Consider the following 26,440-nt stretch of genomic DNA (forward strand, 5'->3'; position numbering starts at 1 on the left):
GCCGGCGCGGCTCACTTGGCGGCCAGCGACAGGCCAAAGTCACCGGCTTCATCGGTCCACCATCGGATGCGATGCAGTCCGGCCGCGGCCAACTCGGCACCGACCGCTTGCGGCCGGAACTTGCACGAGACCTCGGTCAACATCTCCTCCCCGGCGTCGAAGTCGACGGTCAGGTCCAGTGCACCGACCCGTACCCGCTGGCGACCGTCGGCACGCAACCACATCTCAATCCGCTCTTCTGCGCTGTTCCAACGGGCGACGTGCTGGAAGGCATCGACGTCGAAATCCGCTTCGAGTTCCCGGTTGATCACGGCAAGCACGTTGCGATTGAACTGAGCCGTCACCCCGCCAGGATCGTCGTAGGCGCGCACCAGCCGGGCCGCGTCCTTGACCAGGTCGGTGCCCAGCAGCAGGCTATCGCCCGGCCGCATTACCCCGGCCAGGGCCGTCAGGAACTGCGCGCGCGGCCCGGGCGTGAGGTTGCCGATCGTGGACCCCAAGAACACAAACAGGCGCCGTCCTCCCCTGGGAATCTCGGTTAAATGCTCCTCGAAATCCCCACAAACAGCGTTGATTTCGACACCACTGTATTCACGCTGAATTGCGGTCGCAGTTGCCGACAGCACGCTGGCGTCGACGTCGAACGGGACGAATCTGCGCAGCGATCCCCGGTGGCGCAACGCATCCAGCAGCATCCGGGTCTTCTCCGAGGTGCCGCTACCCAACTCGACCAAAGTATCGGCCCGGCAGGCGGAAGCCACTTCGGCCGATCTGGCCCGTAGGATTTCGGCCTCGGCTCGGGTCGGGTAGTACTCCGGCAACCGGGTGATCTGATCGAACAGTTCACTACCCACCGTGTCGTAAAACCACTTGGGCGGTAACGATTTCGGTGTCTTCTGCAGGCCAGAGTACACATCGCGGCGCAACGCCAGATGCCCCGCATCCTCGCCCAGATGGTTGGCAACCGACACTCTCATCGAGGTCCTTTCGCGCGGTCCAATGCGGTCAGCGTGACACCCTTTTGGGTTACCTCCACCAGGTGGCGGTCCGGCACGTCGCCCCAACCGGAGTCGTCGTCGTATGGTTCGCTGGCCAGCACCACCCCGTCGGCGCGCCGCAGGATGGACAGCGTGTCTCCCCAGGTGGTCGCGATGAGCCGGGAACCGTTGGCCGCCAAGATGTTTAGTCGGGCATTTGGGTCGGCCGCGCCGACCTTGACAATGGTGTCTCCCAGAGCGTCCAGACCGTGAGCGAAGATGGTGGCCGCGAGTATCGCGCTGTCACAGACCGATTCGGCCGCCGGGCCCGCCGGCAACACGGCACGATCAACCACACCGTTGTGCGCTAGCAACCAGTGCCCATCGGTGAACGGCGGGGTCGCGCTGACTTCGATCGGCATACCGACAGTCGCCGAGCGCACCGCGGCGAGGATGCAGTGACTACGCAGCGCCGGCGCCACCGAGTGAAACGACGTGTCCCCCCACAGCGGAGCCGGGCTGCGCCAACGCCGGGGAATGGCACCGTCGAAGAAGCCGACACCCCAACCGTCGGCGTTCATCAGCCCGTGCTTTTGCCGACGCGGCGCATATGACTGCACCCGCAGACCCTGCGGCGGGTCCAGCACCAACGAAGAAACCGCGACCTGTGCCCCGAGCCACCCCAGGTGACGACACATCAGATGTCCCACGCCAACCGGACACCGGCAAAGATCTGGCGGCGATACGGGTGATCCCAGTTGCGGAAGCTGGGCCGCAGGATGGCCGGCTCCACCGCCCACGAGCCGCCGCGTAGCACGCGGTAGTCGCCGCCGAAGAACGGCTGTGAGTACCGCTCATAGACCATCGGGACGAACCCCGGCCAGGGCCGCAACGGCGAGGTGGTCCACTCCCAGACATCGCCCAGCATCTGCTCGGCCCCGCACGCCGATGCCCCGGCCGGGTAGGCACCCACCGGCGCGGGGCGCAGCGTTTGACCGCCCAGGTTGGCATAGGTGTCTGTGGGCTCCTCGGTTCCCCACGGGTAGCGGCGGCGGGAACCAGTCGCCGGATCCCACGCGCAAGCCTTCTCCCACTCCACCTCGGTGGGCAACCGCGCGCCTGCCCAGGCGGCGTACGCCTCGGCCTCAAAGTAGCTGACATGCTGCACCGGCTCATCGGCGGGAATGTCCTCGACGTGCCCGAACCGGGTCCGCGTCCGCCCGCCCGACCTCCAGAATTGCGGAGCGGTCAGCCCCGCGCGCTGGCGGTGCTGCCAGCCACGTTCCGACCACCACCGCGACTGGGTGTAACCGCCGTCGTCGATGAAGTCTTGCCATTCACCGTTGGTGACCGGAACCCGGCCGATCCGGAATGCGGGCACGTCGACGACGTGAGCCGGACGTTCGTTGTCCAATGAGCACGGTTCGTCCGCGGCGTCCACGCCCAGCACGAACGGGCCGCCGGCTACCAGCACCGACGTTCCGGCCATCCTCGGCCGTCCGGCGGGCAGGGCGGAAGTCGCGGCCAACAGTGGCGAGCCGGTCCGTAGGTTCAAGGCCTGCAGCATGGTTTCGTCGTGCTGGTTTTCGTGGCTGATCACCATCGCGAACACGAAGCTGTCGCCGTCTTCAGGTAGAGCGGCAAGGGCATCCAGCGCAGCGGAGCGCACCGTTGCGCAGTAGGACCGCGCCCGCGCCGGGGACAGCAACGGCAGTTCCACGCGACTGGCGCGGGAATGCTCGAAGGCGTCGTAGAGACCCTCGACCGCCGGCGGCAAAAGCCCGGGCTGGCCTGGGTCGCCGCCGCGTAGCAGCCACAACTCCTCCTGCTGACCGATGTGTGCCAGGTCCCACACCAGCGGGCTCATCAACGGGTCATACTGGCAGCAAAGCTCGGCATCGTCGAAGTCGACCAGCCGCAACGTCCGCGCCCGCGCCCGCGCCAGATGACAAGCCAGCTGCTCGGGTGAAGTCACGACGCCCCGTGCATCATCCCGGTGACGGCTGACGCGATGCCGCCCGCGATCACCCGGTCGGAGAAATCGTCTGCCGGGCAAACACCCCTGTCGACGTGGTCCACCAACCGCTGCATCGCGCCGATGAGTTCAGTCGGTACCCGCCGCGCGGCGATGGCCAGGCATCTGTTGGCGGCCAGGTAGAGCCGCCGGTCGGCCAGGCCGATCCGGGCCGCGGTGTCCCAGGCCGTGGCCACCGGTTCGACCGCGTCGACCGCCAAATCTGCCGCCACCGGGTCGTCGAGCAGCGTCACCAAGGTGAACACCACCGCGGGCCACACCTCGTCGGGCACGCTGTCGAGGTAGCGAATTTCCAGCCATTGCCGAGGACGCACCGGCGGGAACAACGTTGTCAGGTGGTAAACCAGGTCGGCGACGGTAGCGCGGCGACCGTCCAGCAGCACCCGACCGTCAACCCAGTCGGTGAAGGGCACGTAGTCCGTCACCGCACGGGTGTCTTGAGTGTCCGGGCTTCGCACCATCATCACCGGCGCCTTCAAGGCATACTTAGCCCAGTCGATGCCGGGGTGGTCGCCACTGGCACCAAGAATGGGGCCGCAGCGCGCGGAGTCCATCTGGCCCCACACCCGCTGCCGGGTGGACTGCCAGCCGGAAAACCGGCCGCCCAGCATCGGGGAGTTGGCGGCAATCGCGATCATCGTCGGCCCCAAGGCGTGCGCCAGGCGGACTCGCTCAGCCCATCCTTCCTGCGGTCCGGCATCCAGATTGACCTGGATCGCGGCTGTCGAGGTCATCATCGCCGCACCCGGCACTCCGCTATGGCTGGCGGCGAAAAACTGCTCCATGGCCCGATAGCGTGCGCCCGGATTGACCCGCACCGGCGACCGCAGCGGGTCTGCACCCAGGAAGACCAAACCCAGCCCGGCATTGGCAAGCGCCGACCGTAGCACCGCCTGATCGCGCGTCATGGCACCGATGGCTGCCAGCACGCCGTCGGCGGGCGGTCCGGACAGTTCGACGGCACCACCGGGCTCCACGCTGACCACGCTGCCGCCCGGCAGCGGACTGAGCCATTCGAGAACCTCGGTGATCTCTTCCCAGCTGGGCCGGCGAAACGGATCGGCCGGGTCGAAGCAGTGCGCCTCCATCTCCAGACCGACGCGTCCCAACGGACCATCGACGAGGCAGCCGTCCGCGATGTATTCCGCGGCGGCCGATGAATCGGTGATCTCGACGTCGTCCGGGGCAGCGTTATCCAGCTGCGAGGCCGCGGCGGTCATGGCGGCAAGCGTCATATCACGATCCCTCCGGGCCCGGCGCATGCCTAAAACATGCCCTGCGGACCGTTGGTTGCGCAGCTACCAGAACGATAGCCGCCACCGGTTTATCCTGCCGACCGCCCCGCCGCGCGAATGAACTGGCCAACTCAGCCCAGTGTGTTCTGCATTGCCCCGGCCAGCACGTTGACCGCGGGACCGGCGTTGCCGGACTGACAGACCTTGGCCTGCAGCAATACGTTTTCGCGCAGCCTGGTTTGAACAAAGCATCGTCGATCGGTGCCGGCCTCTTGTTTGGTCCAGGCCTCGTCGGTGCCGGTCGACGGCCCACCGGCGAACGACCACACCTGCGTCGTCCCGTCGTCCAGGTGGATCGCGGTGGTCTGCCCCGAGCAGCCCACGGTTCGGTCGACAACGCGGTGAAACGCCCGGTCTGCGGCATCGTTGCTGGCGAATACCCCAACCGCCTGCTTGACCAGGTGGGTTTGGTCGGTGGCGGACGTCTGCGTGGTAGCGCCGTTGAACGACGCCAGGTCGGGATCGTCGTACACCTCGGGCAGCCCGATGTCCACCCAGTTGTTGCACGCCGGTAGTTCGACCCAAAACGCCTGGAACGGCCTGGTGAACACCGCCTCCCACCCCATTGGGGCGCCGACGATGTTGCCGACCGACCCCTTTCCGAGCACCGCGTAGGACACAACCCCGGGCTCCGACGGGTGTGCGTCGGCAACAGGTACCGCGAACCCTGCTATGACGGCTAGACCGATGCTCACCACCGCGGCGGCGATTCGCATGGAGCTAGACCTTGGCCGAGATGTCGACGTCGATGTTGCCCATGGGTCACGATCATGCCAACATGGCCGACCAAACAGAAGGCCCTTTTCTTGAACGAGTCAAGAAAAGGGGCTGGTGCGCCCGGCCGCTAGGGGCGCGCCGGCGCGGTGGTGGGACCCGGACCAGTCGGACCAACAGCCGGGCCACCCGGGCCTCCAGGGAAACCGGGGCCCATGCCTGGGGGAGGGGGTCCGCCGGGGAACCCGAACACCCATCCCATCCCTGGACCGGGGGCAACGGGACCGACGGGGCGGAACATGCCGTGGTGGTAATAGCGGTGGTAAGGGCATTTCCCCTGCCCGAGAACCAACGCGCCAGAGAAGAAGATGACTGCGACGGTGAAAACAATTCCGGCCACGATCACCACCCACGCTGCGGCCCGGTAGAGCCTGGGCGGCTTTTCCTGCTGCGGCGATGGCGGCGGTGAAGTTGTGGCGGCGGACGGCGGTGGCGCTGCGGGTTGGGGTGTCTCGGTCATCTTTTGAATATCGCTCGGCCGGCAACCACCGTAAAGGGTTGCGGTTACAAACGTGCCATGAACTGGTGCAGCCCGGTGCCTTGGGTGGACACCGGGCTGCTGGTTGTCGGTTACGGAGCGGGTGTCGCGGGAGGACTGACGGACGACGGCACCTGGCCGGGCCCGCCCGGGCCTGGGCCGGGACGCACTGCCGCGGGCCCACCGTGCGGACTGCCCGGTCGCAGCATCATCGCCGGGTGCTGGTGGTGTTGCCGGTGGTGGAAGCCGCCGTGACCGGCATGCTTGCCGAGGATATAGCCGGTGAAGAAGATGACCGCCACGATGAACACGGTTCCGGCGGCAATGGCTACCCACGCCGCGGCTTTGAACACCTTGGGGGTCTGGTGAGGCGGTGGTGTTGGGGTTTCAGATGTTTCACTCATGTGTCGCATGATGCCTTGGCAAACAGTAACGCGACTATGCGTCCCTTATGTAGCAGCTGTGAGCGCGCGGGCTGGGTATCGGCCCGGGACACCACCATGGCTGCGTCTCGGTGTCAGAGCACCAGAGCTACGGGTCTGACCAGGGCTTGAACGGGTTGACCGCGAACTGAATCACCCGGTACGGCCCATTCTGCCGGGCCCGAGTGTCCCACTGGCTGACGAAGATCCGCAGTTCGTCGATGGTGGACCCGGGCGAGATGTAGCCGCCATACGGTTGTGCGAGTCGATTGTCGTAGGGCGGTGGCAGGCTTTCCGCCGGCTCCGGCCACTCGTCGTGGCGCACCACCGTGGTCACCGGGGCGGCGCCCAGCGACGTCGGGTGGTGTGCCACCCGAACCTCCATGTTGCCGGTGCTGGCGTTGAAATACGACAGCACCGTCTGGCCGTCGATCTGACGGATGCTCATCTCGCCGAGCTGGTCGGGCCAGAGCGGAGTCGGCGGCTTGTTCCAACCGCCGTCGGGGCCGCCCGCCCAGCCCTGCCAGCGGGACCGGTCGGTGAACGATTCCGGGGTGGCCCGATACAGCACCGCCGGCTCCCCACGGGTGAAGCTGTCGGCCACGATGTAGACCCACCCAGTTGGCGAATCGGGCGTGGGAACCGGGTCGTAGTATCCGCTGATCTGTGTCTGCCGGCCGTCCTGGTAGGCGGCGTTGCGCCTGGACCCCGACACGGTCTGCCAGCCGCCGCGCGCCGCCTCGGCCCGCACCAGGCGGGAATTCTGCGGCTGCAGGTCCTTGGTGGTGGTCACCATCAGGTAGTTGCGGCGGTTGATCTGCACCACACCGGCGGGCAGCTGTGAGTCTCCAGGCGGCGTGGGATCGGCCAGCAGCGGCGTGCCGACGCCGGTGACACCGGTGTAGCGCACCCCGGCCGGATCGTCGATCGACTCGGTGTCGACGTGCAGCGCGACCGGCGCATACCAGCCACCGAACCCGACACCCTGACCGGCGAAGCTGTCCCCGCACACCTGCAGCAGTTGACTGGGGAATTCCACGAACTCGCACAGGTCGGTGGCACCGATGCCGTAGTCCCCGGTGGGGGTTCCGGTACCGGCCGTCGGACCGATTCGCAGCACTTGACCGGGCGCCAGCGGCGGCAGGATGGGCCGGGGCGCCGGCGCCGGCGGATCGGCGCGTGCATACCAAACACATTGCGGGACAAGGAAAGACACTACCAGCGAGCACCGCACGACCCAGGCGGAGCACACCCGCATATCACAAGTCGGCGGTCAGCAGCTCGGCGATCTGGATGGTGTTCAGCGCCGCCCCCTTGCGCAGGTTATCCCCCGACACGAACAGCGCCAGACCACGCCCGTCGGGCACCCCCGGGTCGCGCCGGATCCGGCCGACCAGAGATTCGTCGACACCGGCGGCGGCCAGCGGCGTCGGCACGTCGACCAGCTGCACGCCCGTAGCACCGTCGAGCAGCTCGCGCGCCCGCTCCGGCGAGAGCGGCTGCGCGAACTCGGCGTTGATCGACAAAGAGTGTCCGGTGAACACCGGAACCCGCACACAGGTGCCGCTGACCAACAGGTCGGGGATGCCAAGGATCTTGCGGCTCTCGAAGCGCAACTTTTGATCCTCGTCTGTCTCGCCGGAGCCGTCGTCCACCAGGGATCCGGCCAGCGGCACCACGTTGAACGCGATCGGGGCGACGTAGGTGTTCGGCGGCGGGAACTCGAGCGCGCCGCCGTCATACACCAGCTGCTCGGCCCCACCGATGACCGCACGCGCCTGCTCGGCCAGCTCGGCCACCCCGGCCAGGCCGCTACCGGACACCGCCTGATACGACGAGACCACCAACCGCACCAGTCGGGCTTCGTCGTGCAGCACCTTGAGCACCGGCATCGCGGCCATGGTGGTGCAGTTCGGGTTGGCGATGATGCCCTTGGGCCGGCGGTGCGCGTCGCGTTCAAAGTTCACCTCGGACACCACCAACGGCACGTCGGGGTCCTTACGCCACGCCGACGAGTTGTCGATCACCGTGACTCCGGCCGCCGCAAAGCGGGGCGCCTGCACCTTCGACATGGCCGAGCCGGCGGAGAACAACGCGATATCCAGCCCGCTCGGGTCGGCCGTCTCGGCGTCTTCCACTTCGATCTCCTGGCCGCGGAAGGCCAGCTTGCGGCCCTGCGATCGGGCCGACGCGAAGAACCGCACCGCGCTCGCCGGGAAATCCCGCTCGTCGAGCAACGTGCGCATGACCTGACCCACCTGACCGGTGGCCCCCACGATCCCTATTGACAGGCCCATCTACCGTCCCGTCCCCGCGTACACCGTGGCCTCCTCGTCGCCGCCGAGCCCGAACGCTTCATGCAGCGCGACCACGGCCTTGTCCAGTTCGGTGTCGCGGCACAACACCGAGATCCTGATCTCCGAGGTGGAGATCAGCTCGATGTTGACCCCCACCGCCGCCAGCGCCTCACAGAACGTCGCGGTGACCCCGGGGTGGCTGCGCATGCCGGCACCGATCAGCGATACCTTGCCGATGTGGTCGTCGTACAGCAGCTGTGAGAAGCCGATCTCGTTTCTGAGCGAGTCCAGTTTTTCCACGGCGGCGGGCCCGACGTCGCGGGAGCAGGTGAAGGTGATGTCGGTCTTGCCGTCCTCGACCTTGGAGACGTTCTGCAGCACCATGTCGATGTTGACGTCGGCGTCGGCCACCGCCCTAAACACCTTGGCCGCATACCCGGGGATGTCGGGCAGCCCGACGATGGTCACCTTGGCCTCGCTGCGGTCGTGCGCGACTCCGGTCAGGATGGGGTCTTCCATGGGTACGTCCTTGATCGATCCGACAACGACGGTGCCCGGTCTGTCCGAGTACGACGACCGGACGTGCACCGGAATATTATGGCGGCGAGCGTATTCCACGCAGCGCAGCATCAGCACCTTGGCGCCGCAGGCCGCCATCTCGAGCATTTCCTCGAAGGTCACGGTGTCGAGCTTTCGGGCGTTGCGCACGATGCGCGGGTCGGCGCTGAAGATGCCGTCCACGTCGGTGTAGATCTCACAGACATCGGCACCCAGCGCGGCGGCCATGGCGACGGCGGTGGTGTCCGAGCCGCCGCGGCCCAACGTCGTGACATCCTTGGTGTCCTGGCTGACCCCTTGGAATCCGGCCACCAAAACGACCCGCCCCTCCTCAAGGGCGGTTTGCAGCCGCCCCGGCGTGACGTCGATGATCTTGGCGTTGCCGTGGGTGCCGGTGGTGATCACCCCGGCCTGCGAACCGGTGAACGACCGGGCATGCGCGCCGAGCGACTCGATGGCCATGGCCACCAACGCATTCGAGATGCGTTCACCGGCGGTAAGCAGCATGTCCAGCTCCCGAGGCGGCGGCGCCGGGCACACCTGCTGAGCCAGATCCAGCAGGTCGTCGGTGGTATCCCCCATGGCAGAGACGACGACGACGACGTCATTGCCTTGCTTCTTGGTGGCGACGATGCGTTCGGCGACGCGGCGAATCCGTTCGGCGTCGGCCACCGAGGATCCGCCGTACTTCTGCACGACGAGCGCCACTGTTTCCCTTTCCGGGGAAGATTGGAGACAGGTCCAGAATAGGGGGCGCGCCGGCCTGCGCTGACTCTGCGTCCACCACGGGAATGTGCGAGTAGCCCACACGGTGGACGCAGAGTCAACGTGTAAAGTGCTTCATGTGCAGCGGGTGCTCCTCCTCGGACGCCGCGACGGGGTCTGATCCAGACCGGCTTCCCGTCGCGGGACGTTCGCGATGCGCCGGTCTGAGGTTCCTTCTCACCATCCCGGAGCAACTACCGTGACAACTTCTGAATCGCCCGACGCCTATACCGAGTCGTTTGGGGCCCACACCATCGTGAAACCCGCCGGCCCACCTCGCGTCGGTCAGCCCTCGTGGAATCCGCAGCGAGCCTCGTCGATGCCGGTCAACCGCTACCGGCCGTTCGCCGAGGAGGTCGAGCCCATCCGGCTGAGAAACCGCACGTGGCCTGATCGCGTCATCGATCGTGCGCCGCTGTGGTGCGCGGTCGACTTACGCGATGGCAACCAGGCGCTGATCGACCCGATGAGCCCGGCCCGCAAGCGCCGCATGTTCGACCTGCTGGTCCGGATGGGCTACAAGGAGATTGAGGTGGGGTTCCCCTCGGCCAGCCAGACCGACTTCGACTTCGTCAGAGAGATCATCGAGCAGGGCGCCATTCCCGACGACGTCACCATCCAGGTGCTCACCCAATGCCGTCCCGAGCTGATCGAGCGCACCTTCCAGGCGTGTTCGGGCGCACCCCGGGCCATCGTGCACTTCTACAACTCGACGTCAATCCTGCAGCGCCGCGTGGTCTTTCGCGCCAACCGGGCTGAGGTGCAGGCCATCGCGACAGATGGGGCGCGCAAGTGCGTCGAGCAGGCCGCCAAATACCCGGGCACGCAGTGGCGATTCGAGTACTCCCCGGAGTCCTACACCGGCACCGAACTGGAATACGCCAAACAGGTGTGCGACGCCGTCGGCGAGGTCATTGCGCCGACGCCGGAGCGCCCGATCATCTTCAACCTGCCCGCCACGGTGGAGATGACGACGCCCAATGTCTACGCCGACTCGATCGAGTGGATGAGCCGCAACCTAGCCAACCGGGAGTCGGTCATCCTGAGCCTGCACCCGCACAATGACCGCGGAACCGCCGTCGCCGCAGCGGAATTGGGTTTCGCGGCCGGGGCTGATCGGATCGAGGGCTGCCTGTTCGGCAACGGCGAGCGCACCGGCAACGTGTGCCTGGTCACGCTGGGACTCAACCTGTTCTCCCGAGGTGTGGACCCGCAGATCGACTTCTCCAATATTGACGAGATCCGGCGCACGGTGGAGTACTGCAACCAGCTGCCGGTGCACGAACGTCACCCCTATGGCGGCGACCTGGTGTACACCGCGTTCTCCGGTAGCCACCAGGACGCCATCAACAAGGGCCTAGACGCGATGAAGCTGGATGCGGATGCCGCCGACTGTGACGTCGACGACATGCTGTGGCAGGTGCCGTATCTGCCCATCGACCCGCGCGATGTCGGGCGCACCTACGAGGCGGTGATCCGGGTCAACTCGCAGTCCGGCAAGGGCGGCGTGGCCTACATCATGAAGACCGACCACGGCCTTTCCCTGCCGCGGCGGCTGCAGATCGAGTTTTCCCAGGTAATCCAGAAGATCGCAGAGGGTACAGCAGGCGAGGGTGGCGAGGTCTCGCCCAAGGAGATGTGGGATGCGTTCGCCGAGGAGTATCTGGCCCCGGTGCGGCCTTTGGAGCGGATAAGGCAACATGTGGACGCTGCCGACGACGACGGGGGCACGACCAGCATCACGGCGACCGTCAAGATCAACGGCGTGGAGACCGAGATCAGCGGGTCCGGTAACGGTCCGTTGGCCGCGTTCGTCCATGCGCTGGCCGATGTCGGGTTTGACGTGGCCGTGCTGGACTACTACGAGCACGCGATGAGCGCCGGCGACGACGCTCAGGCCGCCGCGTATGTGGAGGCCTCCGTGACGATCGCGAGCCCGGCGCAGCCGGGCGAAGCGGGTCGGCACGCATCGGACCCCGTGACGATCGCGAGCCCGGCGCAGCCGGGCGAAGCGGGTCGGCACGCATCGGACCCCGTGACGATCGCGAGCCCGGCGCAGCCGGGCGAAGCGGGTCGGCACGCATCGGACCCCGTGACGATCGCGAGCCCGGCGCAGCCGGGCGAAGCGGGTCGGCACGCATCGGACCCCGTGACGATCGCGAGCCCGGCGCAGCCGGGCGAAGCGGGTCGGCACGCATCGGACCCCGTGACGATCGCGAGCCCGGCGCAGCCGGGCGAAGCGGGTCGGCACGCATCGGACCCCGTGACGATCGCGAGCCCGGCGCAGCCGGGCGAAGCGGGTCGGCACGCATCGGACCCCGTGACGATCGCGAGCCCGGCGCAGCCGGGCGAAGCGGGTCGGCACGCATCGGACCCCGTGACGATCGCGAGCCCGGCGCAGCCGGGCGAAGCGGGTCGGCACGCATCGGACCCCGTGACGATCGCGAGCCCGGCGCAGCCGGGCGAAGCGGGTCGGCACGCATCGGACCCCGTGACGATCGCGAGCCCGGCGCAGCCGGGCGAAGCGGGTCGGCACGCATCGGACCCCGTGACGATCGCGAGCCCGGCGCAGCCGGGCGAAGCGGGTCGGCACGCATCGGACCCCGTGACGATCGCGAGCCCGGCGCAGCCGGGCGAAGCGGGTCGGCACGCATCGGACCCCGTGACGATCGCGAGCCCGGCGCAGCCGGGCGAAGCGGGTCGGCACGCATCGGACCCCGTGACGATCGCGAGCCCGGCGCAGCCGGGCGAAGCGGGTCGGCACGCATCGGACCCCGTGACGATCGCGAGCCCGGCGCAGCCGGGCGAAGCGGGTCGGCACGCATCGGACCCCGTGACGATCGCGAGCCCGGCGCAGCCGGGCGAAGCGGGTCGGCACGCATCGGACCCCGTGACGATCGCGAGCCCGGCGCAGCCGGGCGAAGCGGGTCGGCACGCATCGGACCCCGTGACGATCGCGAGCCCGGCGCAGCCGGGCGAAGCGGGTCGGCACGCATCGGACCCCGTGACGATCGCGAGCCCGGCGCAGCCGGGCGAAGCGGGTCGGCACGCATCGGACCCCGTGACGAGTAAGACGGTGTGGGGTGTCGGTATCGCACCGTCAATCACCACCGCGTCGCTGCGCGCCGTGGTGTCGGCGGTCAACCGGGCGGCACGCTAGGACGGCGCTGAACTAGGGTCGGGGTCCGCGGCATGATTTTTCGCAGTGACGTTCCGCTCGCCGTTTCAGAACAACGCTAACTGCTTTTCGACGGGAGCGACGTCGGTGAAGTCCTCCACGCTGGCGCCCCCGACGACGGCACCGATGCACTCCATGAATCGCGCTTCAGGCATCACCGGAACCCCCAGCTGCAGGGCGTGATAGCCCTTGCCGTGTTCGGGGGCGGTCGCGTTGCAGACCACCAGTGAGGTATCCCGGTCTACGACGTCGCTGTAGGCCAGCCCGGCGTGCAGAATCCGTTCGACGAGTTCCTCGTGGGTCCGTTTTACCTCGGCCGCCAGCCCCACCCGCATGCCCTGGACCAGCGGGCGGCCCTGGACATACCGGCCCGGGTTGAGGTAGGGGCAGGCCATCCGGGCTGCCAAGGCCTTCAGCGGTCGCAGCTCGTCGTGAGTCACCCGGCCGTTGGGCCACCGGCGCCGTGTCACCGGGTGCACCGGCAGCCAGACGTCGAGTTCGCGCGCACTCTCTAGGGCAGCTGCCAGTATCCCGGTCAATACCCGGGCGTCGTCGAATGCATCGTGCGGCCGTTGCTGGGGCACACCCCAATGCGCGGCAAGTGTCTCCAGCCGCAGATTGTCGACGCCAAGCTGCAGCCGGCGGGCCAGCTCGACCGTGCACATGACGAAGTCAACCGGGAGTTCGGCCTCGGCGATCTCGGCCTCCGCAGCGAGAAACGCATAGTCGAACGCGACATTGTGCGCGACCAGAGTGCGCCCGCGCAGCACGTCGACAACCTCACCGGCGATATCGGCGAACTGTGGCTGGTCATCGAGCATGGCGGCGGTCAGGCCGTGCACGTGGGTGGGGCCCGGGTCCACCTTGGGATTTAGCAGGCTGACCACGGATTGCTCTAGTCGGCCGGCGGCGTCCAGGCCGAGCACCGCAAGGCTGATGATCCGGGCCTGGCCCGGCCGAAAGCCCGAGGTCTCGACGTCGATGACGGCCCAACCCCGATCCTGGTGGCTGGCTGGCCGTCCCCAGGTGTGGCTCACAAGACGAGGATGACACGTCCGAGCGACATCACCTGGTCGCTACGCATCGTGTCGGCCCGTAAAACCCGGACGCGGGCGACCCGCCGCACCCGGCGACAAGCGCCGAGCTTGCGATCGCCCTGAATCCAACGCGGGCGACCCGCCGCACCCGGCGACAAGCGCCGAGCTTGCGATCGCCCGTAAACTGCCCGGGTGGTAACCACCCGGGCACGCCTGGCCCTAGCCGCCGGCGCGGGCGCACGCTGGGCGTCGCGGGTCACCGGTCGCGGCGCCGGAGCGATGATCGGCGGTCTGGTCGCCATGACCCTGGACCGCTCGATCCTGCGCCAACTCGGGATGGGCCGGCGCACCGTCGTCGTCACCGGCACCAACGGCAAGTCGACCACCACACGGATGACCGCGGCCGCGCTGGGCACGTTGGGAGCCGTGGCCACCAACGCCGAGGGCGCCAACATGGACGCCGGCCTGGTAGCCGCGCTCGCCGCTCACCGCGACGCCGAGCTGGCGGTGCTGGAAGTCGACGAGATGCACGTACCGCACATCTCCGATGCCGTCGATCCCGCCGTCGTCGTCTTGCTCAACCTCTCCCGAGACCAGCTGGACCGGGTCGGCGAGATCAACGTCATCGAACGCACACTGCGGGCCGGGCTGGCCCGGCACCCCGACGCTGTCGTGGTCGCCAACTGCGACGACGTGCTGATGACCTCGGCCGCCTACGACAGCCCCAACGTCGTTTGGGTGGCTGCCGGCGGCGCGTGGTCAAACGATTCGGTCAGCTGCCCGCGCAGCGGCGAGGTCATCGTTCGCAAGGCCCCCTCTCAGGAAGACCACTGGTACTCCACCGGCGCCGACTTCAAGCGGCCCGCCCCGCACTGGTGGTTCGACGACGCCACGCTGTATGGGCCCGACGGGCTGGCGCTGCCGATGCGGCTGGCACTGCCAGGCTCGGTGAATCGCGGCAACGCCGCCCAAGCCGTGGCCGCCGCAGTCGCCCTCGGCGCCGATCCGGCTGTGGCCGTCGCCGCCGTCTGCCAGGTCGACGAGGTCGCCGGACGCTACCGGACCGTTCGTATCGGCGCGCACCAAGCCCGGATCCTGCTGGCCAAAAACCCGGCCGGCTGGCAGGAAGCGCTGGCGATGGTCGACAAGCATGCAGACGGGGTGGTCATCGCGGTCAACGGGCGGGTTCCTGACGGCGAGGACCTGTCCTGGTTGTGGGACGTGCGCTTCGAGCACTTCGAGAAGACCCGAGTGGTAGCCGCTGGGGAGCGCGGCACCGATTTGGCGGTTCGCCTCGGATATGCAGGCGTCGAGCACACCCTGGTGCACGACACCGTGGCCGCCATCGCCTCATGCCCACCCGGGCGGGTGGAGGTCGTCGCCAACTACACCGCGTTCCTGCAGCTGCAACGAGCATTGGCGCGTCGTGGCTGATTCTGTGGTGCGGATCGGGCTCGTGCTGCCCGACGTGATGGGCACCTACGGCGACGGCGGCAACGCCGTGGTGCTACGACAGCGGCTGCTGCTGCGCGGCATCGCCGCCGAGATCGTCGAGATCACGCTGGCCGATCCGGTGCCGGATTCGCTGGACCTCTACACGCTGGGCGGAGCGGAGGACTACGCGCAGCGGCTGGCCACCCGGCACCTACGTCGATATCCGGGCCTGCAACGCGCGGCGGGCCGGGGTGCTCCAGTATTGGCGATCTGCGCGGCCATCCAGGTGCTTGGGCACTGGTACGAGACGTCGTCGGGAGACCGGGTCGACGGCGTGGGGTTGCTGGATGTGACCACGTCACCGCAGGATGCGCGCACCATCGGCGAGTTGGTCAGCAAGCCGTTGCTGGCCGGTTTGACCCAACCCTTGACCGGTTTTGAGAACCACCGCGGCGGCACCGTCCTCGGGCCCGGAACGTCGCCCTTGGGCGCGGTGGTCAAGGGAGCCGGCAACCGGGCCGGCGACGGTTTTGATGGCGCGGTTGCGGGCAGCGTGGTCGCGACCTACATGCACGGGCCGTGCCTGGCCCGCAACCCGGAGCTTGCCGACCTGCTGCTGAGCAAGGTGGTTGGTGAGCTGGCGCCGCTGGATTTGCCCGAGGTGGACCTGCTGCGCCGCGAACGGCTATCCGCGCGTTAGGTGGGGCGTTAGGGCCGCCATCCCCTGGCCAGCAGAGCGGCACGCACGCGGTTCACCACGTCGTCGGGGTTGTCCTCGGCGATCACGCGAATGACGATCCAGCCCAACTCGGCCAGCTTGCGGAGCCGCCGCTGGTCTTTCACGTAGCGACCGCGGTCGCTGCGATGCTGATCACCGTCGTACTCGGCGGCCACCATGTATTTCTCCCAGCCCATGTCGAGCACGCCAACGTTGCGCCAGCGGTGGACCACCGGAATTTGCGTCGTGGGGACCGGCAGGCCGGCGTCGATCAACAACAGCCGCAGCCAGGTCTCCTTGGGCGACGCGGCGCCGCCATCAACAAGGGGCAGCACGTCACGCAACCGGCGGACACCTCGGGCGCCCGCGTGACGCTTGGCCAATAGAAGCACGTCGTCGCGGGAAAACGGGGTGGCATGCATGAGGGCATCGAGACGAGCCACGGCTTCGCCGCGGGACAGATGGCGGCCGAGGTCGTATGCCGTCCGCGCCAGTGTGGTGACCGGCAGGCCCACCACCCTGGTGATCTCGTCGTCGCACAAGGTCTCACGACGTATGACAAGACCGTGCTGCGGGCGGGTAGTGGGAGAAATCAGCTCGATGGCCACGTCGACGTCCACCCACTGAGCACCATGCAGCGCAGAGGCCGCATTACCAGCTATGACGCCATGGCGCCTCGTGGCTAGCCAGGCGCCAACCGTGCGATCCCAAAGTGTGGGCACTGAGCGCCTCGAGACGTACACACCGCGGAACATCGGCTGATACCAACGTTGCAGCTCGTGCCTGGTCAGGCGACCAGCGGTGATGGCCTCGCTGCCGATGAAGACGTCACCCATGACGGACATGCTGGCACTCCGCACCGACATCCGTGAGATCAACATTTTGCAGGCAAGGTGCGAGTAGCGGCCTGCAGAACGTTGATCTCGGCGAAAGTCGGATGTCGGCGAATCAGGCGAGCACGCGGCGGCCGGCGAGCGCTCGGCCCAGGGTGAGCTCGTCGGCGAATTCCAGGTCACCGCCCATCGGCAGCCCGGACGCGATCCGTGTGACGGTCAGGCCGGGGATGTCGCGCAGCATTCGCACCAGGTAGGTGGCCGTCGCCTCGCCCTCGGTGTTGGGGTCGGTGGCGATGATGACCTCGGTGACGTCGACGTCGTCGACCCGTTCCCCGATGCGGCTCAGCAGTTCGCGGATCCGCAGCTGATCCGGCCCAATTCCGGACAGCGGGTCAAGCGCCCCGCCCAGGACGTGATAGCGACCCCGGAACTCGCGGGTGCGCTCGACGGCCTGGATGTCTTTGGGTTCCTCGACAATGCACACCACGGACGCATCGCGACGGATATCAGAGCAGATTCTGCAACGCTCGTTGTCAGAGACATTCCCACACACCGCGCAGAATCGCACGCCGTCCCGAACCTTCGCCAGCACACCGGTCAGCCGGTCGATGTCCGACGGTTCTACCGACAACAGGTGGAAGGCGATTCGCTGCGCACTCTTGGGTCCGATCCCCGGCAACTTGCCGAGTTCGTCAATCAGGTCCTGGACGGGTCCCTCAAACATGTCGGTGCAGGTCAGATCCCTGGTACAGGTGGTGCACCCGGCATACCCGGCATACCCGGCATACCTGGCGCTCCCGGCGGCGCAGCCGGTGGTGCCGGCGGGCGCATCGCGCCGGCCAATGCACCCAGCCGTTCCTGCGCCATCTTCGTCACCTGCTGGGACGCGTCGCGCATCGCACCGACGATCAGGTCCTGCAAGGTCTCGATGTCGTCGGGATCGACGACCTTGGGGTCGATCGTCACGCCGATCACCTCCCCGCTGCCTTTGACGACGACCTTGACCAGGCCCCCACCGGCTTGACCGTGCACCTCAGAGTTCGCCAGCTGTTGCTGGGCCTCCAGGAGCTTTTGCTGCATCTGCTGCGCCTGAGCGAGCAGCGCCGACATGTCGCCTCCGGGTTGCATGACAGTCCCCTAGCATCTTGGTCTCGAGTTGGTTTCGCCTGTGGTTGTCGGGCGATTCGGAACATTCAGCCTAGACCGCGCCGCGTTACCTTTGCGCCGTGGACCTACGAGTTGGCCCGCGTGTCGGGTTCGCCATGATAGTCGGGGTACTCGTCGCAGCAGCGACGCCGATCATCTCGTCCGCGAGCGCAACCCCCGCCAACATCGCCGGCATGGTCGTCTTCATCGACCCCGGACACAACGGAGCCAACGACGCATCGATCGGCCGCCAGGTACCCACCGGTCGCGGCGGCACCAAGAACTGCCAGGCCAGCGGAACGTCAACCAACAGCGGCTACCCGGAGCACACCTTCACCTGGGAAACCGGGCTGCGGCTGCGGGCCGCGTTGAACGCATTGGGGGTTCGGACCGCCCTGTCACGTGGCAACGACAACGCGCTCGGACCGTGTGTCGATGAGCGCGCCAATATGGCCAACGCGTTGCGCCCCAACGCGATCGTGAGCCTGCACGCCGACGGCGGACCGGCGTCTGGCCGCGGATTCCACGTCAACTACTCGGCCCCGCCGCTCAACGCGATACAGGCCGGTCCCTCGGTTCAGTTCGCTCGAATCATGCGCGACCAGCTGCAGGCCTCGGGCATTCCGAAGGCGAACTACATCGGCCAGGACGGCCTGTACGGACGTTCGGACTTGGCCGGCCTGAACCTAGCCCAATATCCGTCGATCCTGGTCGAGTTGGGCAACATGAAGAACCCCGCGGACTCGGCGCTGATGGAGTCCGCCGAGGGCAGGCAAAAATACGCCAACGCCCTGGTTCGCGGCGTCGCCGGCTTCCTGGCCACCCAGGGCCAGGCGCGTTAGCCCCGCACACAGGCGGCACCCCCACCGCGCCCGCATCGTCGTCAGGCGTCACCCTCGAGTTCGGTCTTGAGGTTGGACAGCACCTCGGCCTGGATCTTCTTCAGCCCTAGCGGCGCAAAGGTCTTCTCGAAGAAACCCTTGACCCCGCCCGCGCCGGTCCAGGTGGTCTTCACCGTGACGCTGGAACCGGGTCCGGCGGGAGCGACCGTCCAGTTGGTGACCATGGACGAATTCATGTCCTTCTCGATGACGGTGTGCCCGGCAACGTCCACGTTCACCTGCACATCGCGAACACGCGACTGCGTCGCCTGCAGCCGCCACTTGGCGACTGTGCCCCGCCCCTTGCCGCCCTCGAGCACCTGGTACTCGCTGTAGTGCGGGGACAGGATTTTAGGACGGACGGTCTCATAGTCGGCCAGCGCGTCGAGTGTGGCCGTGGGCTCAGCATTGATCAAGATCGTGCTGGCTGCGCTCACCTGTCCCATCAGGGCCGGACTCCTTCGTTTGTGATTGCTGCACCGCCCGCACCCGGATGCAGGGGCAGTTGTCGAGGACTAGGGTATATGCGGTGCCTGTCCCTGGATCTGCACAGTCGGCTTACGCCTGCGGCGTCGAGCGGTTGCTGGCGAGCTATCGATCCATCCCCGCGACTGCATCCATCCGGCTTGCCAAGCCCACCTCAAATCTGTTCCGCGCCCGCGTCAAACACGATGCACGCGGCCTGGACGCATCGGGACTGACCGGTGTCATCGGTATCGATCCCGAGGCCCGCACCGCCGACGTGGCCGGCATGTGCACATACGAGGACCTAATCGCCGCGACACTGCACTACGGTCTGTCACCATTGGTGGTTCCGCAGCTGAGGACGATCACATTGGGCGGAGCGGTCACCGGCTTGGGTATCGAGTCGGCGTCGTTCCGCAACGGCCTGCCCCACGAGTCGGTGCTGGAGATGGATATCCTCACCGGCGCAGGAGAACTTCTCACCGTCTCGCCCGGACAGCACTCCGACTTGTACCGTGCATTCCCTAACTCGTATGGGACACTGGGCTATTCAACCCGGCTTCGAATCCAGCTGGAGCCGGTCCGGCCGTTTGTCGCGCTGCGGCACATCCGATTTAGCTCGTTGACGGCGATGGTGGCCGCAATGGAGCGCATCATCGACACCGGCGGACTGGACGGCGAATCGGTGGACTATCTCGACGGGGTGGTTTTCAGCGCTGACGAAAGCTACCTGTGCATCGGCATGCAGACGAGCGTACCGGGCCCGGTCAGCGACTACACCGGACAAGACATCTACTACCGGTCGATCCAACACGAGGCGGGGATCAAGGAAGACCGGTTGACCATCCACGATTACTTCTGGCGCTGGGACACCGATTGGTTCTGGTGCTCACGATCGTTTGGTGCCCAAAACCCGCGGCTGCGCCGCTGGTGGCCGCGGCGCTACCGGCGTAGCAGTGTCTACTGGAGGTTGATGGCGCTCGATCAGCGCTTCGGGATCGCCGACCGGTTCGAGAACAGCAGGGGTCGTCCCGCGCGTGAACGGGTGGTGCAGGATATCGAAGTGCCGATCGAACGGACCTGCGAGTTTCTGGAGTGGTTCGGGGAAAACGTGCCCATTTCGCCAATCTGGTTGTGCCCGTTGCGGCTACGCGATCACGCCGGCTGGCCGCTGTACCCGATCCGGCCTGACCGTAGCTATGTCAACATCGGGTTCTGGTCGTCGGTGCCGGTTGGCGCCACCGAGGGCGCCACCAACCGCAAGATCGAGAACAAGGTGACTGCGCTCGACGGGCACAAGTCGCTCTACTCCGACTCCTTCTATACCCGCGAGGAGTTCGACGAGCTCTACGGCGGCGAGACTTACAACACTGTGAAGAAAGCCTACGATCCCGATTCGCGTCTCCTCGATCTTTACGCAAAGGCGGTGCAACGACGATGACAACGGGCAGACTCAGCATGGCCGAGATCCTGGAGATCTTCACCGCGACCGGGCAACACCCGCTGAAGTTCACCGCGTATGACGGCAGCACCGCGGGACAAGACGACGCCACACTGGGCCTGGATCTTCGGACGCCCCGCGGCGCCACCTACTTAGCTACCGCTCCCGGCGAACTCGGCCTGGCCCGCGCTTATGTGTCGGGTGACCTACAGGCACACGGAGTACATCCCGGCGATCCGTACGAACTGCTCAAAACGCTGACCGAAAGGGTCGACTTCAAACGGCCGTCGGCGCGGGTGCTGGCTAATGTGGTGCGCTCGATCGGCGTTGAGCACATACTGCCCATCGCGCCGCCACCCCAGGAGGCGCGACCCCGGTGGCGTCGAATGGCTAATGGCTTGCTGCACAGCAAGACCCGTGACGCCGAGGCTATCCATCACCACTACGACGTCTCCAACAACTTCTACGAGTGGGTGCTCGGGCCATCGATGACCTACACGTGCGCGGTGTTTCCGAACGCTGAGGCTTCGCTGGAGCAGGCCCAAGAGAACAAATACCGACTCATTTTCGAAAAGCTACGGCTAGAGCCGGGTGACCGGCTACTCGACGTCGGCTGCGGCTGGGGCGGCATGGTGCGCTACGCCGCCCGACGCGGTGTCCGGGTGATCGGCGCCACGCTCTCGGCCGAGCAGGCCAAGTGGGGCCAGAAAGCAGTCGAGGACGAGGGATTGAGCGACCTCGCGCAGGTGCGGCATTCCGACTACCGCGACGTAGCCGAGACCGGTTTCGACGCCGTTTCTTCGATCGGGCTAACCGAGCACATCGGCGTCAAGAATTACCCGTTCTACTTCGGGTTTCTCAAGTCGAAGTTGCGCACCGGCGGCTTGCTGCTCAATCACTGCATCACCCGCCACGACAACAGGTCGACGTCCTTTGCCGGCGGGTTCACCGACCGTTACGTTTTCCCCGACGGGGAGCTGACGGGCTCGGGACGTATTACCACCGAGATCCAGCAGGTCGGCTTGGAAGTGCTGCACGAGGAGAACTTCCGCCATCACTACGCGATGACGCTGCGCGACTGGTGCGGCAACCTCGTCGAACACTGGGACGACGCGGTCGCCGAGGTCGGTCTGCCGACCGCCAAGGTGTGGGGCCTGTACATGGCGGCTTCGCGGGTGGCCTTCGAACGAAACAACCTGCAGCTACATCACGTATTGGCGACCAAGGTGGACCCCCGGGGCGACGACAGCTTGCCACTGCGGCCCTGGTGGCAGCCCTAGGCGTTGTCTATCCGGCGCGCGCCCAGCTCGTTCTGCAGCAGCTCGAGTGCAACCTCTTCCGGGTCGCGACGCGGCGACGGGTCGCCACGGCCGGCTTCGGCGAGCATGTGCTCCTCTTCGTCGCGCTGAGTGGAATTCGCTGTGGGGGCAGGGTTTACGGCCTTGGCGGTCGCCACGTTCGCTCCCCCGCCGACGGGTGATGCCGCCGCAGCCGGTTCACCGGTCTCACACCGCACCCGCCAGTTGACTCCCAGCGCGTCTTTAAGCGCCTCGGCGAGGACATCGGCGTTGCGCTGTTCGGACAGCCGCCGCGCCAGCGGCGCCGATTCGTGGGTCAGCACCAGCGTGTTGTCCTCTAGCGCACGGACGGTGGCACCCGCCAGCATCACCTCGGTGGTACGGCTGCGCAGGCGCACCTTGTCGCGCACCGTCGGCCACATGGACCGAACCGCGGCCACGGTGGGTTCGCTCGAGGCCGGTGTGGGGGCCAGCACCGGTCTCGGTTCACGCGCGGGCTGGTGTTTCGGCTCGGCAGCCGCAGCCGACGGGCGTGGTACGGCTTGCGGCGCCGGGATCGACATGTCCAACCGGGTCTCGATCCGTTCGACCCGCTGCAACAGTGCCGATTCGGCGTCGCTCGCCGAGGGCAGCAGCAGTCGCGCGCAAACCACTTCCAGCAGCAGACGCGGCGCGGTCGCACCGCGCATCTCGCCTAGCCCGGCCTGCACCACCTCGGCATATCGGGTCAGGGTCGCCCGCCCGATCCGGGCGGCTTGCTCGCGCATCCGATCCAGCGCGTCTTCGGGCGCATCCACCACCCCGCGAGATGCCGCGTCGGGAACCGATTGCAGCACAATCAGGTCGCGGAATCGCTCCAGCAGATCGGTAGCGAAACGCCGAGGGTCATGTCCGCCATCGATCACCGATTCGATCGCCCCGAACAATGCGGCCGCATCGCAAGCGGCCAGTGCGTCGACCGCGTCGTCGATCAGGGCGACGTCGGTGACACCCAGCAGCCCCAGCGCCCGGGTGTAGGTCACGTGGGTGTCCGCGGCCCCAGCCAGCAATTGGTCCAGCACCGAGAGCGTATCCCGTGGGGAACCTCCGCCGGCCCGGATCACCAACGGGTACACCGCATCGTCGACGACGACGCCCTCCTGCTCGCAGATCCGCGCGAGCAACGCCCGCATAGTGCGCGGCGGCAGCAGCCGGAACGGGTAGTGATGAGTGCGCGACCGAATCGTCGGCAGTACCTTCTCCGGTTCGGTGGTGGCGAATATGAAGATCAGGTGTTCGGGCGGTTCCTCCACGATCTTGAGCAGCGCGTTGAATCCCGCGGTGGTCACCATGTGCGCCTCGTCGACGATAAATACCCGGTACCGTGACTGGACCGGCGCATAGAACGCGCGGTCCCGCAGCTCGCGGGTGTCGTCCACGCCGCCGTGGCTGGCGGCATCCAGCTCTACCACGTCGATGCTGCCGGGGGCGTTGGGCGCCAACGAAACGCAGGATTCGCAGACCCCGCACGGGTTGGCGGTAGGGCCCTGCGCACAGTTCAACGACCGCGCCAGGATACGCGCTGACGACGTCTTTCCGCAGCCACGCGGCCCAGAGAACAGGTACGCGTGGTTGATCCGGCCGGCATCCAGCGCCACCGACAGCGGCGCGGTGACGTGCTCCTGCCCCACCACCTCCGCGAAGCTTGCCGGTCGGTACTTGCGGTAGAGAGCCACGTCAGCAGGCTACCGACCCTAGGCGACGAGTGTGTTCGCAGCGTCGAATGTGAACGTTCGGCGTGATTTCGGCGCGCGGGTTCCCGCTCTCAGCGCACGTTCGGCGCCGAGGAGGCTAGTCCCTGGTTAAGCAATGTCTCGGTCGCCGCCAGCAGCGCGCAGGTCGCCAACCCGTCAACCGCGTTGCGCAGGTCCGGTACCGACGGAAACGACGGCGCGATCCGGATGTTCTTGTCGTCCGGATCCTTTCGATACGGGAACGACGCCCCCGCCTCGGTCACCGCGATACCAACGTCCTTAGCCAAGGCTACGGTCCGGCGCGCGGTCCCGGGCAACACGTCGAGGCTGATGAAGTAGCCACCCTTGGGCTCGGTCCAGGAGGCGATCTTGGACTCGCTTAGCCGCTGATCCAGAACTTCGGCCACCAACGCGAATTTCGGCGCCAGTATCTGCTGGTGACGCAACATGTGTAGACGTACCCCATCGGCGTCGCCGAAGAAGCGTAGATGCCGCAGCTGGTTGACCTTGTCCGGGCCGATCGACTTCTTCCCGGCGTACTGCAGATACCAGGCGATGTTGCCTAACGATCCACCGAAGAAGCTGACACCGCCGCCGGCGAAGGTGATCTTCGAGGTGGACGCGAAGACGTAGGGGCGGTTGGGGTTGCCGGCCTTGGCGGCCAGCCCGAGCACGTCGACCTGGCGCGGGAAATCCAGCGTCAGGGTATGCACCGCATACGCGTTGTCCCAGAACAAGCGGAAGTCAGGTGCCGCCGTCCGCATCTGGACGAGTCGGCGAACCGTTTCCCAGGAATAGGTGACGCCCGAAGGGTTGCCGAAGACCGGTACCGTCCACATCCCCTTGATGGCTGGGTCGACGGCAACCAGTTCTTCGATCAGATCGACGTCGGTCCCATCCTGCAGCATGGGTATCGGGATCATCTCGATGCCCATGGTCTCGGTGATGGCAAAGTGCCGGTCATAGCCGGGGACCGGGCACAGGAATTTGATGCCGTCCTGCTCCTGAATCCAAGGCCGCGGCGAGTCCACGCCGCCATACAACATGGAGAAGGCGACGATGTCGTGCATCAATTCCAGGCTGGAGTTGTTGCCCGCGATCAGGTTGGGCACTGCGATGCCGAGCAGTTCGGCGAAGATAGCCCGCAGGCCCGGCAGGCCGTGCTGGCCACCATAGTTGCGGGTGTCGGTGCCCTCCGGGTCGCGGTAGTCGTCTCCGGGCAAGCTCAGCAGCTGGTTCGACAGGTCGAGCTGCTCTGCGGATGGTTTGCCGCGGGTGAGATCCAGAGCCAGCTTCATGCCCTGAAGCGCCGCATAATCCTGCTGATGGCGTGCGTGTAGTGCCGCTAGCTCTTGGGGGCTAAGAGAGTCGAACGACACCGTGGGCCCTTTCGCCGAGTCGAAAACCGTGGGTATACCGAGGTCCAGTCAGTGCCCCGGCTGAAGGGGACCCCGCGCACCCGACAGAGCCCGTTGACCCTTGCTGCCTTCCAGCCCTGGGGGAGTTCACAGGATAGACGCCGCGCGGGGTCCACCGTGAGTCTAATACCTGGGCTGGAACGCCCGGGACGGACTCAGCGGGCTACCATATGCTGCGGAGGATTCGCCTAGTGGCCTATGGCGCTCGCCTGGAACGCGGGTTGGGTTAACAGCCCTCGCGGGTTCAAATCCCGCATCCTCCGCCAGGTGTTCCGCAGCGCGGACGGGAACGCGGACGGGAACAATGTGGGCTGGTCGGCTTCTCACCGGCTCGGTTCACCAGCCTAAGGAGGGGTATGGGGCGCAAGGTCGCCGTGCTGTGGCACGCGTCGTTTTCGATTGGCGCCGGCGTCCTCTACTTCTATTTCGTATTGCCCCGTTGGCCTGAGCTGATGGGTGACACCGGACACTCGCTGGGGACTGGGCTCCGGATTGCCACGGGCGCGTTGGTCGGTCTGGCCGCACTGCCGGTGGTATTCACTTTGCTGCGCACCCGCAAGCCGGAGCTGGGCACCCCGCAGCTGGCGCTGTCAATGCGAATCTGGTCGATCATGGCTCACGTGCTGGCCGGCGCGCTGATCGTCGGCACCGCGATTAGCGAGGTCTGGCTCAGCCTGGATGCCGCCGGGCAGTGGTTGTTCGGGATCTACGGAGCTGCCGCCGCGATCGCGGTGCTCGGGTTCTTCGGGTTCTACCTGTCGTTTGTCGCCGAGCTGCCGCCGCCACCGCCGAAGCCGCTCAAGCCGAAGAAACCCAAGCAGCGACGCCTTCGCCGCAAGAAGACGGCCAAGGGCGACGAGGCTGAGCCGGAAGCCGCCGAAGAAGCCGAGAACACGGAGCTGGCGGCGCAGGAGGACGAGGAGGCCGTCGAAGCTCCCCCGGAAAGCATAGAAAGCCCGGGAGGTGAACCCGAGTCGGCGACCCGGGAAGCTCCGGCAGCAGAGACCGCCACCGCCGAGGAGCCCCGGGGCGGGTTACGGAATCGCCGCCCCACCGGCAAAACCTCACATCGACGCCGGCGCACTCGCAGCGGTGTCCAGGTCGCCAAGGTCGACGAATAGCCGCGGTCAGGTGCTGTAGCGGCGGCTGTGAACCCTGCGACGCAATGTCGGCGTGTCACGTTGTCGGATTCACTGTCGCCGGCTAGCGCTTTCCCGTCAGAAGACGAGAAGCCTCCCCGATCTCCAACTAGCA

Annotated in this window: 24 protein-coding genes, 1 tRNA gene and 1 other RNA gene; 8 read left to right on the forward strand and 18 right to left on the reverse strand. The window is 66.9% G+C overall.

The genetic code is table 11. The features are described 5' to 3' along the window. Positions 1-11: 11 nt before the first annotated feature. The 10 genes from egtD to FF952_RS19525 all read right to left on the reverse strand — a co-directional run bounded on the left by egtD (position 12) and on the right by FF952_RS19525 (position 9,544). Entirely contained in the window at positions 12-977 is a 966-nt protein-coding gene (egtD, locus tag FF952_RS19480) for an L-histidine N(alpha)-methyltransferase (protein ID WP_003419799.1), read from the reverse strand. Next, positions 974-1,675, reverse strand: a complete 702-nt coding sequence (egtC, locus tag FF952_RS19485) for an ergothioneine biosynthesis protein EgtC (protein WP_003419806.1) — start codon at positions 1,673-1,675, stop codon at positions 974-976. The genes egtD and egtC overlap by 4 nt, the downstream gene beginning before the upstream one ends. Further along, complete coding sequence (gene egtB / locus FF952_RS19490; protein ID WP_003419808.1) at positions 1,675-2,952, reverse strand: ergothioneine biosynthesis protein EgtB; 1,278 nt, start codon at positions 2,950-2,952, stop codon at positions 1,675-1,677. Before egtB ends, egtC begins: the two co-directional genes overlap by 1 nt. Next, entirely contained in the window at positions 2,949-4,247 is a 1,299-nt protein-coding gene (gene egtA / locus FF952_RS19495) for an ergothioneine biosynthesis glutamate--cysteine ligase EgtA (RefSeq protein ID WP_003419809.1), read from the reverse strand. Before egtA ends, egtB begins: the two co-directional genes overlap by 4 nt. A gap of 131 nt (positions 4,248-4,378) precedes the next feature. Beyond that, a complete protein-coding gene (locus FF952_RS19500; RefSeq protein WP_003419812.1) occupies positions 4,379-5,023 on the reverse strand; it encodes a sensor domain-containing protein in 645 nt (214 codons plus the stop codon). Positions 5,024-5,151: 128 nt separating this feature from the next. Next, complete coding sequence (locus FF952_RS19505; RefSeq protein ID WP_003419814.1) at positions 5,152-5,541, reverse strand: hypothetical protein; 390 nt, start codon at positions 5,539-5,541, stop codon at positions 5,152-5,154. A gap of 110 nt (positions 5,542-5,651) precedes the next feature. Beyond that, positions 5,652-5,972 (reverse strand): hypothetical protein, encoded by a 321-nt coding sequence (locus tag FF952_RS19510; protein WP_003419816.1) that lies wholly within the window; start codon positions 5,970-5,972, stop codon positions 5,652-5,654. Positions 5,973-6,090: 118 nt separating this feature from the next. Then, positions 6,091-7,239 carry a DUF4185 domain-containing protein gene (locus FF952_RS19515; protein ID WP_003899648.1) on the reverse strand — a complete coding sequence of 383 codons (1,149 nt, stop codon included), beginning with the start codon at positions 7,237-7,239 and terminating at the stop codon, positions 6,091-6,093. Position 7,240: 1 nt separating this feature from the next. After that, positions 7,241-8,278: an aspartate-semialdehyde dehydrogenase gene (gene asd, locus FF952_RS19520; protein WP_003419825.1), complete on the reverse strand. Its 1,038-nt coding sequence runs from the start codon at positions 8,276-8,278 to the stop codon at positions 7,241-7,243. Further along, complete coding sequence (locus FF952_RS19525; protein ID WP_003419828.1) at positions 8,279-9,544, reverse strand: aspartate kinase; 1,266 nt, start codon at positions 9,542-9,544, stop codon at positions 8,279-8,281. A gap of 256 nt (positions 9,545-9,800) precedes the next feature. Here FF952_RS19525 and leuA point away from each other — a divergent pair, with 256 nt between their 5' ends. Then, positions 9,801-12,761, forward strand: coding sequence for a 2-isopropylmalate synthase (gene leuA / locus FF952_RS19530; protein WP_235679984.1), 2,961 nt, complete (start codon positions 9,801-9,803; stop codon positions 12,759-12,761). Between the two features lie 65 nt (positions 12,762-12,826). Here leuA and FF952_RS19535 read toward each other — a convergent pair whose 3' ends face one another. Then, the gene (locus FF952_RS19535; protein ID WP_003420320.1) at positions 12,827-13,816 is read right to left on the reverse strand and encodes a DEDDh family exonuclease; all 990 of its coding nucleotides are present in this window, start codon (positions 13,814-13,816) and stop codon (positions 12,827-12,829) included. Between the two features lie 192 nt (positions 13,817-14,008). Between FF952_RS19535 and FF952_RS19540 the strand changes: the two genes are divergently transcribed. Next, positions 14,009-15,250, forward strand: coding sequence for a Mur ligase family protein (locus FF952_RS19540; RefSeq protein WP_003900738.1), 1,242 nt, complete (start codon positions 14,009-14,011; stop codon positions 15,248-15,250). A 4-nt stretch (positions 15,251-15,254) separates the two neighbouring features. After that, the gene (locus FF952_RS19545) at positions 15,255-15,950 is read left to right on the forward strand and encodes a type 1 glutamine amidotransferase (RefSeq protein ID WP_003900739.1); all 696 of its coding nucleotides are present in this window, start codon (positions 15,255-15,257) and stop codon (positions 15,948-15,950) included. Positions 15,951-15,958: 8 nt separating this feature from the next. Here the strand turns inward: FF952_RS19545 and FF952_RS19550 are convergent, their stop codons facing one another. The 3 genes from FF952_RS19550 to FF952_RS19560 form a co-directional block, all read right to left on the reverse strand. Continuing rightward, positions 15,959-16,849: a type IV toxin-antitoxin system AbiEi family antitoxin gene (locus tag FF952_RS19550; RefSeq protein ID WP_031656902.1), complete on the reverse strand. Its 891-nt coding sequence runs from the start codon at positions 16,847-16,849 to the stop codon at positions 15,959-15,961. A 67-nt stretch (positions 16,850-16,916) separates the two neighbouring features. Then, positions 16,917-17,528, reverse strand: a complete 612-nt coding sequence (gene recR / locus FF952_RS19555; protein WP_003420407.1) for a recombination mediator RecR — start codon at positions 17,526-17,528, stop codon at positions 16,917-16,919. Positions 17,529-17,539: 11 nt separating this feature from the next. After that, on the reverse strand, positions 17,540-17,932 hold the full coding sequence (locus FF952_RS19560; protein ID WP_003902707.1) for a YbaB/EbfC family nucleoid-associated protein: 393 nt from the start codon (positions 17,930-17,932) through the stop codon (positions 17,540-17,542). Between the two features lie 98 nt (positions 17,933-18,030). Here FF952_RS19560 and FF952_RS19565 point away from each other — a divergent pair, with 98 nt between their 5' ends. Beyond that, positions 18,031-18,792: an Rv3717 family N-acetylmuramoyl-L-alanine amidase gene (locus FF952_RS19565; protein WP_003912326.1), complete on the forward strand. Its 762-nt coding sequence runs from the start codon at positions 18,031-18,033 to the stop codon at positions 18,790-18,792. Positions 18,793-18,833: 41 nt separating this feature from the next. On the opposite strand, the gene FF952_RS19570 is transcribed toward FF952_RS19565, so the two are convergent. Further along, positions 18,834-19,277, reverse strand: a complete 444-nt coding sequence (locus tag FF952_RS19570) for an SRPBCC family protein (protein WP_003899651.1) — start codon at positions 19,275-19,277, stop codon at positions 18,834-18,836. Between the two features lie 47 nt (positions 19,278-19,324). On the opposite strand from FF952_RS19570, the gene FF952_RS19575 reads away from it, so the two are divergent. Together FF952_RS19575 and FF952_RS19580 are read left to right on the forward strand one after the other, a co-directional pair. Continuing rightward, the gene (locus FF952_RS19575; RefSeq protein WP_003905144.1) at positions 19,325-20,737 is read left to right on the forward strand and encodes an FAD-binding oxidoreductase; all 1,413 of its coding nucleotides are present in this window, start codon (positions 19,325-19,327) and stop codon (positions 20,735-20,737) included. Continuing rightward, the gene (locus tag FF952_RS19580) at positions 20,734-22,017 is read left to right on the forward strand and encodes a class I SAM-dependent methyltransferase (RefSeq protein WP_003899652.1); all 1,284 of its coding nucleotides are present in this window, start codon (positions 20,734-20,736) and stop codon (positions 22,015-22,017) included. Before FF952_RS19575 ends, FF952_RS19580 begins: the two co-directional genes overlap by 4 nt. On the opposite strand, the gene FF952_RS19585 is transcribed toward FF952_RS19580, so the two are convergent. From FF952_RS19585 to ffs, 3 genes are all read right to left on the reverse strand, one after another. Next, positions 22,014-23,750, reverse strand: coding sequence for a DNA polymerase III subunits gamma/tau (locus FF952_RS19585; RefSeq protein WP_003420417.1), 1,737 nt, complete (start codon positions 23,748-23,750; stop codon positions 22,014-22,016). The two genes, FF952_RS19580 and FF952_RS19585, sit on opposite strands and share 4 nt — an antisense overlap. Before the next feature lie 89 nt (positions 23,751-23,839). Further along, a complete protein-coding gene (locus FF952_RS19590; RefSeq protein WP_003905145.1) occupies positions 23,840-25,147 on the reverse strand; it encodes an aspartate aminotransferase type Ic in 1,308 nt (435 codons plus the stop codon). A 61-nt stretch (positions 25,148-25,208) separates the two neighbouring features. Beyond that, positions 25,209-25,303, reverse strand: an RNA gene (gene ffs, locus FF952_RS19595) — signal recognition particle sRNA small type. A 60-nt stretch (positions 25,304-25,363) separates the two neighbouring features. Here ffs and FF952_RS19600 point away from each other — a divergent pair. Both FF952_RS19600 and lucA read left to right on the forward strand, forming a co-directional pair. After that, positions 25,364-25,452 (forward strand) — tRNA-Ser (locus tag FF952_RS19600). 90 nt (positions 25,453-25,542) lie between these two features. Continuing rightward, positions 25,543-26,307: a lipid uptake coordinator LucA gene (lucA, locus tag FF952_RS19605; protein ID WP_003420421.1), complete on the forward strand. Its 765-nt coding sequence runs from the start codon at positions 25,543-25,545 to the stop codon at positions 26,305-26,307. Positions 26,308-26,440: the final 133 nt, after the last annotated feature.

It is taken from the genome of Mycobacterium tuberculosis complex sp. N0072, assembly GCF_030323725.1.
GTDB lineage: Bacteria > Actinomycetota > Actinomycetes > Mycobacteriales > Mycobacteriaceae > Mycobacterium > Mycobacterium tuberculosis.

What these genes read in the sequence shown, in the direction of transcription:
- egtA (WP_003419809.1), bottom strand. Translation starts at nt 4,247, where the DNA reads ATGACGCTTGCCGCCATGACCGCCGCGGCCTCGCAGCTGGATAACGCT.
- FF952_RS19550 (WP_031656902.1), bottom strand. Translation starts at nt 16,849, where the DNA reads ATGTTGATCTCACGGATGTCGGTGCGGAGTGCCAGCATGTCCGTCATG.
- egtD (WP_003419799.1), bottom strand. Translation starts at nt 977, where the DNA reads ATGAGAGTGTCGGTTGCCAACCATCTGGGCGAGGATGCGGGGCATCTG.
- lucA (WP_003420421.1), top strand. Translation starts at nt 25,543, where the DNA reads ATGGGGCGCAAGGTCGCCGTGCTGTGGCACGCGTCGTTTTCGATTGGC.
- FF952_RS19515 (WP_003899648.1), bottom strand. Translation starts at nt 7,239, where the DNA reads ATGCGGGTGTGCTCCGCCTGGGTCGTGCGGTGCTCGCTGGTAGTGTCT.
- asd (WP_003419825.1), bottom strand. Translation starts at nt 8,278, where the DNA reads ATGGGCCTGTCAATAGGGATCGTGGGGGCCACCGGTCAGGTGGGTCAG.
- FF952_RS19500 (WP_003419812.1), bottom strand. Translation starts at nt 5,023, where the DNA reads ATGCGAATCGCCGCCGCGGTGGTGAGCATCGGTCTAGCCGTCATAGCA.
- FF952_RS19505 (WP_003419814.1), bottom strand. Translation starts at nt 5,541, where the DNA reads ATGACCGAGACACCCCAACCCGCAGCGCCACCGCCGTCCGCCGCCACA.
- egtC (WP_003419806.1), bottom strand. Translation starts at nt 1,675, where the DNA reads ATGTGTCGTCACCTGGGGTGGCTCGGGGCACAGGTCGCGGTTTCTTCG.
- recR (WP_003420407.1), bottom strand. Translation starts at nt 17,528, where the DNA reads ATGTTTGAGGGACCCGTCCAGGACCTGATTGACGAACTCGGCAAGTTG.
- FF952_RS19570 (WP_003899651.1), bottom strand. Translation starts at nt 19,277, where the DNA reads ATGGGACAGGTGAGCGCAGCCAGCACGATCTTGATCAATGCTGAGCCC.
- FF952_RS19575 (WP_003905144.1), top strand. Translation starts at nt 19,325, where the DNA reads ATGCAGGGGCAGTTGTCGAGGACTAGGGTATATGCGGTGCCTGTCCCT.
- FF952_RS19580 (WP_003899652.1), top strand. Translation starts at nt 20,734, where the DNA reads ATGACAACGGGCAGACTCAGCATGGCCGAGATCCTGGAGATCTTCACC.
- FF952_RS19510 (WP_003419816.1), bottom strand. Translation starts at nt 5,972, where the DNA reads ATGCGACACATGAGTGAAACATCTGAAACCCCAACACCACCGCCTCAC.
- FF952_RS19560 (WP_003902707.1), bottom strand. Translation starts at nt 17,932, where the DNA reads ATGCAACCCGGAGGCGACATGTCGGCGCTGCTCGCTCAGGCGCAGCAG.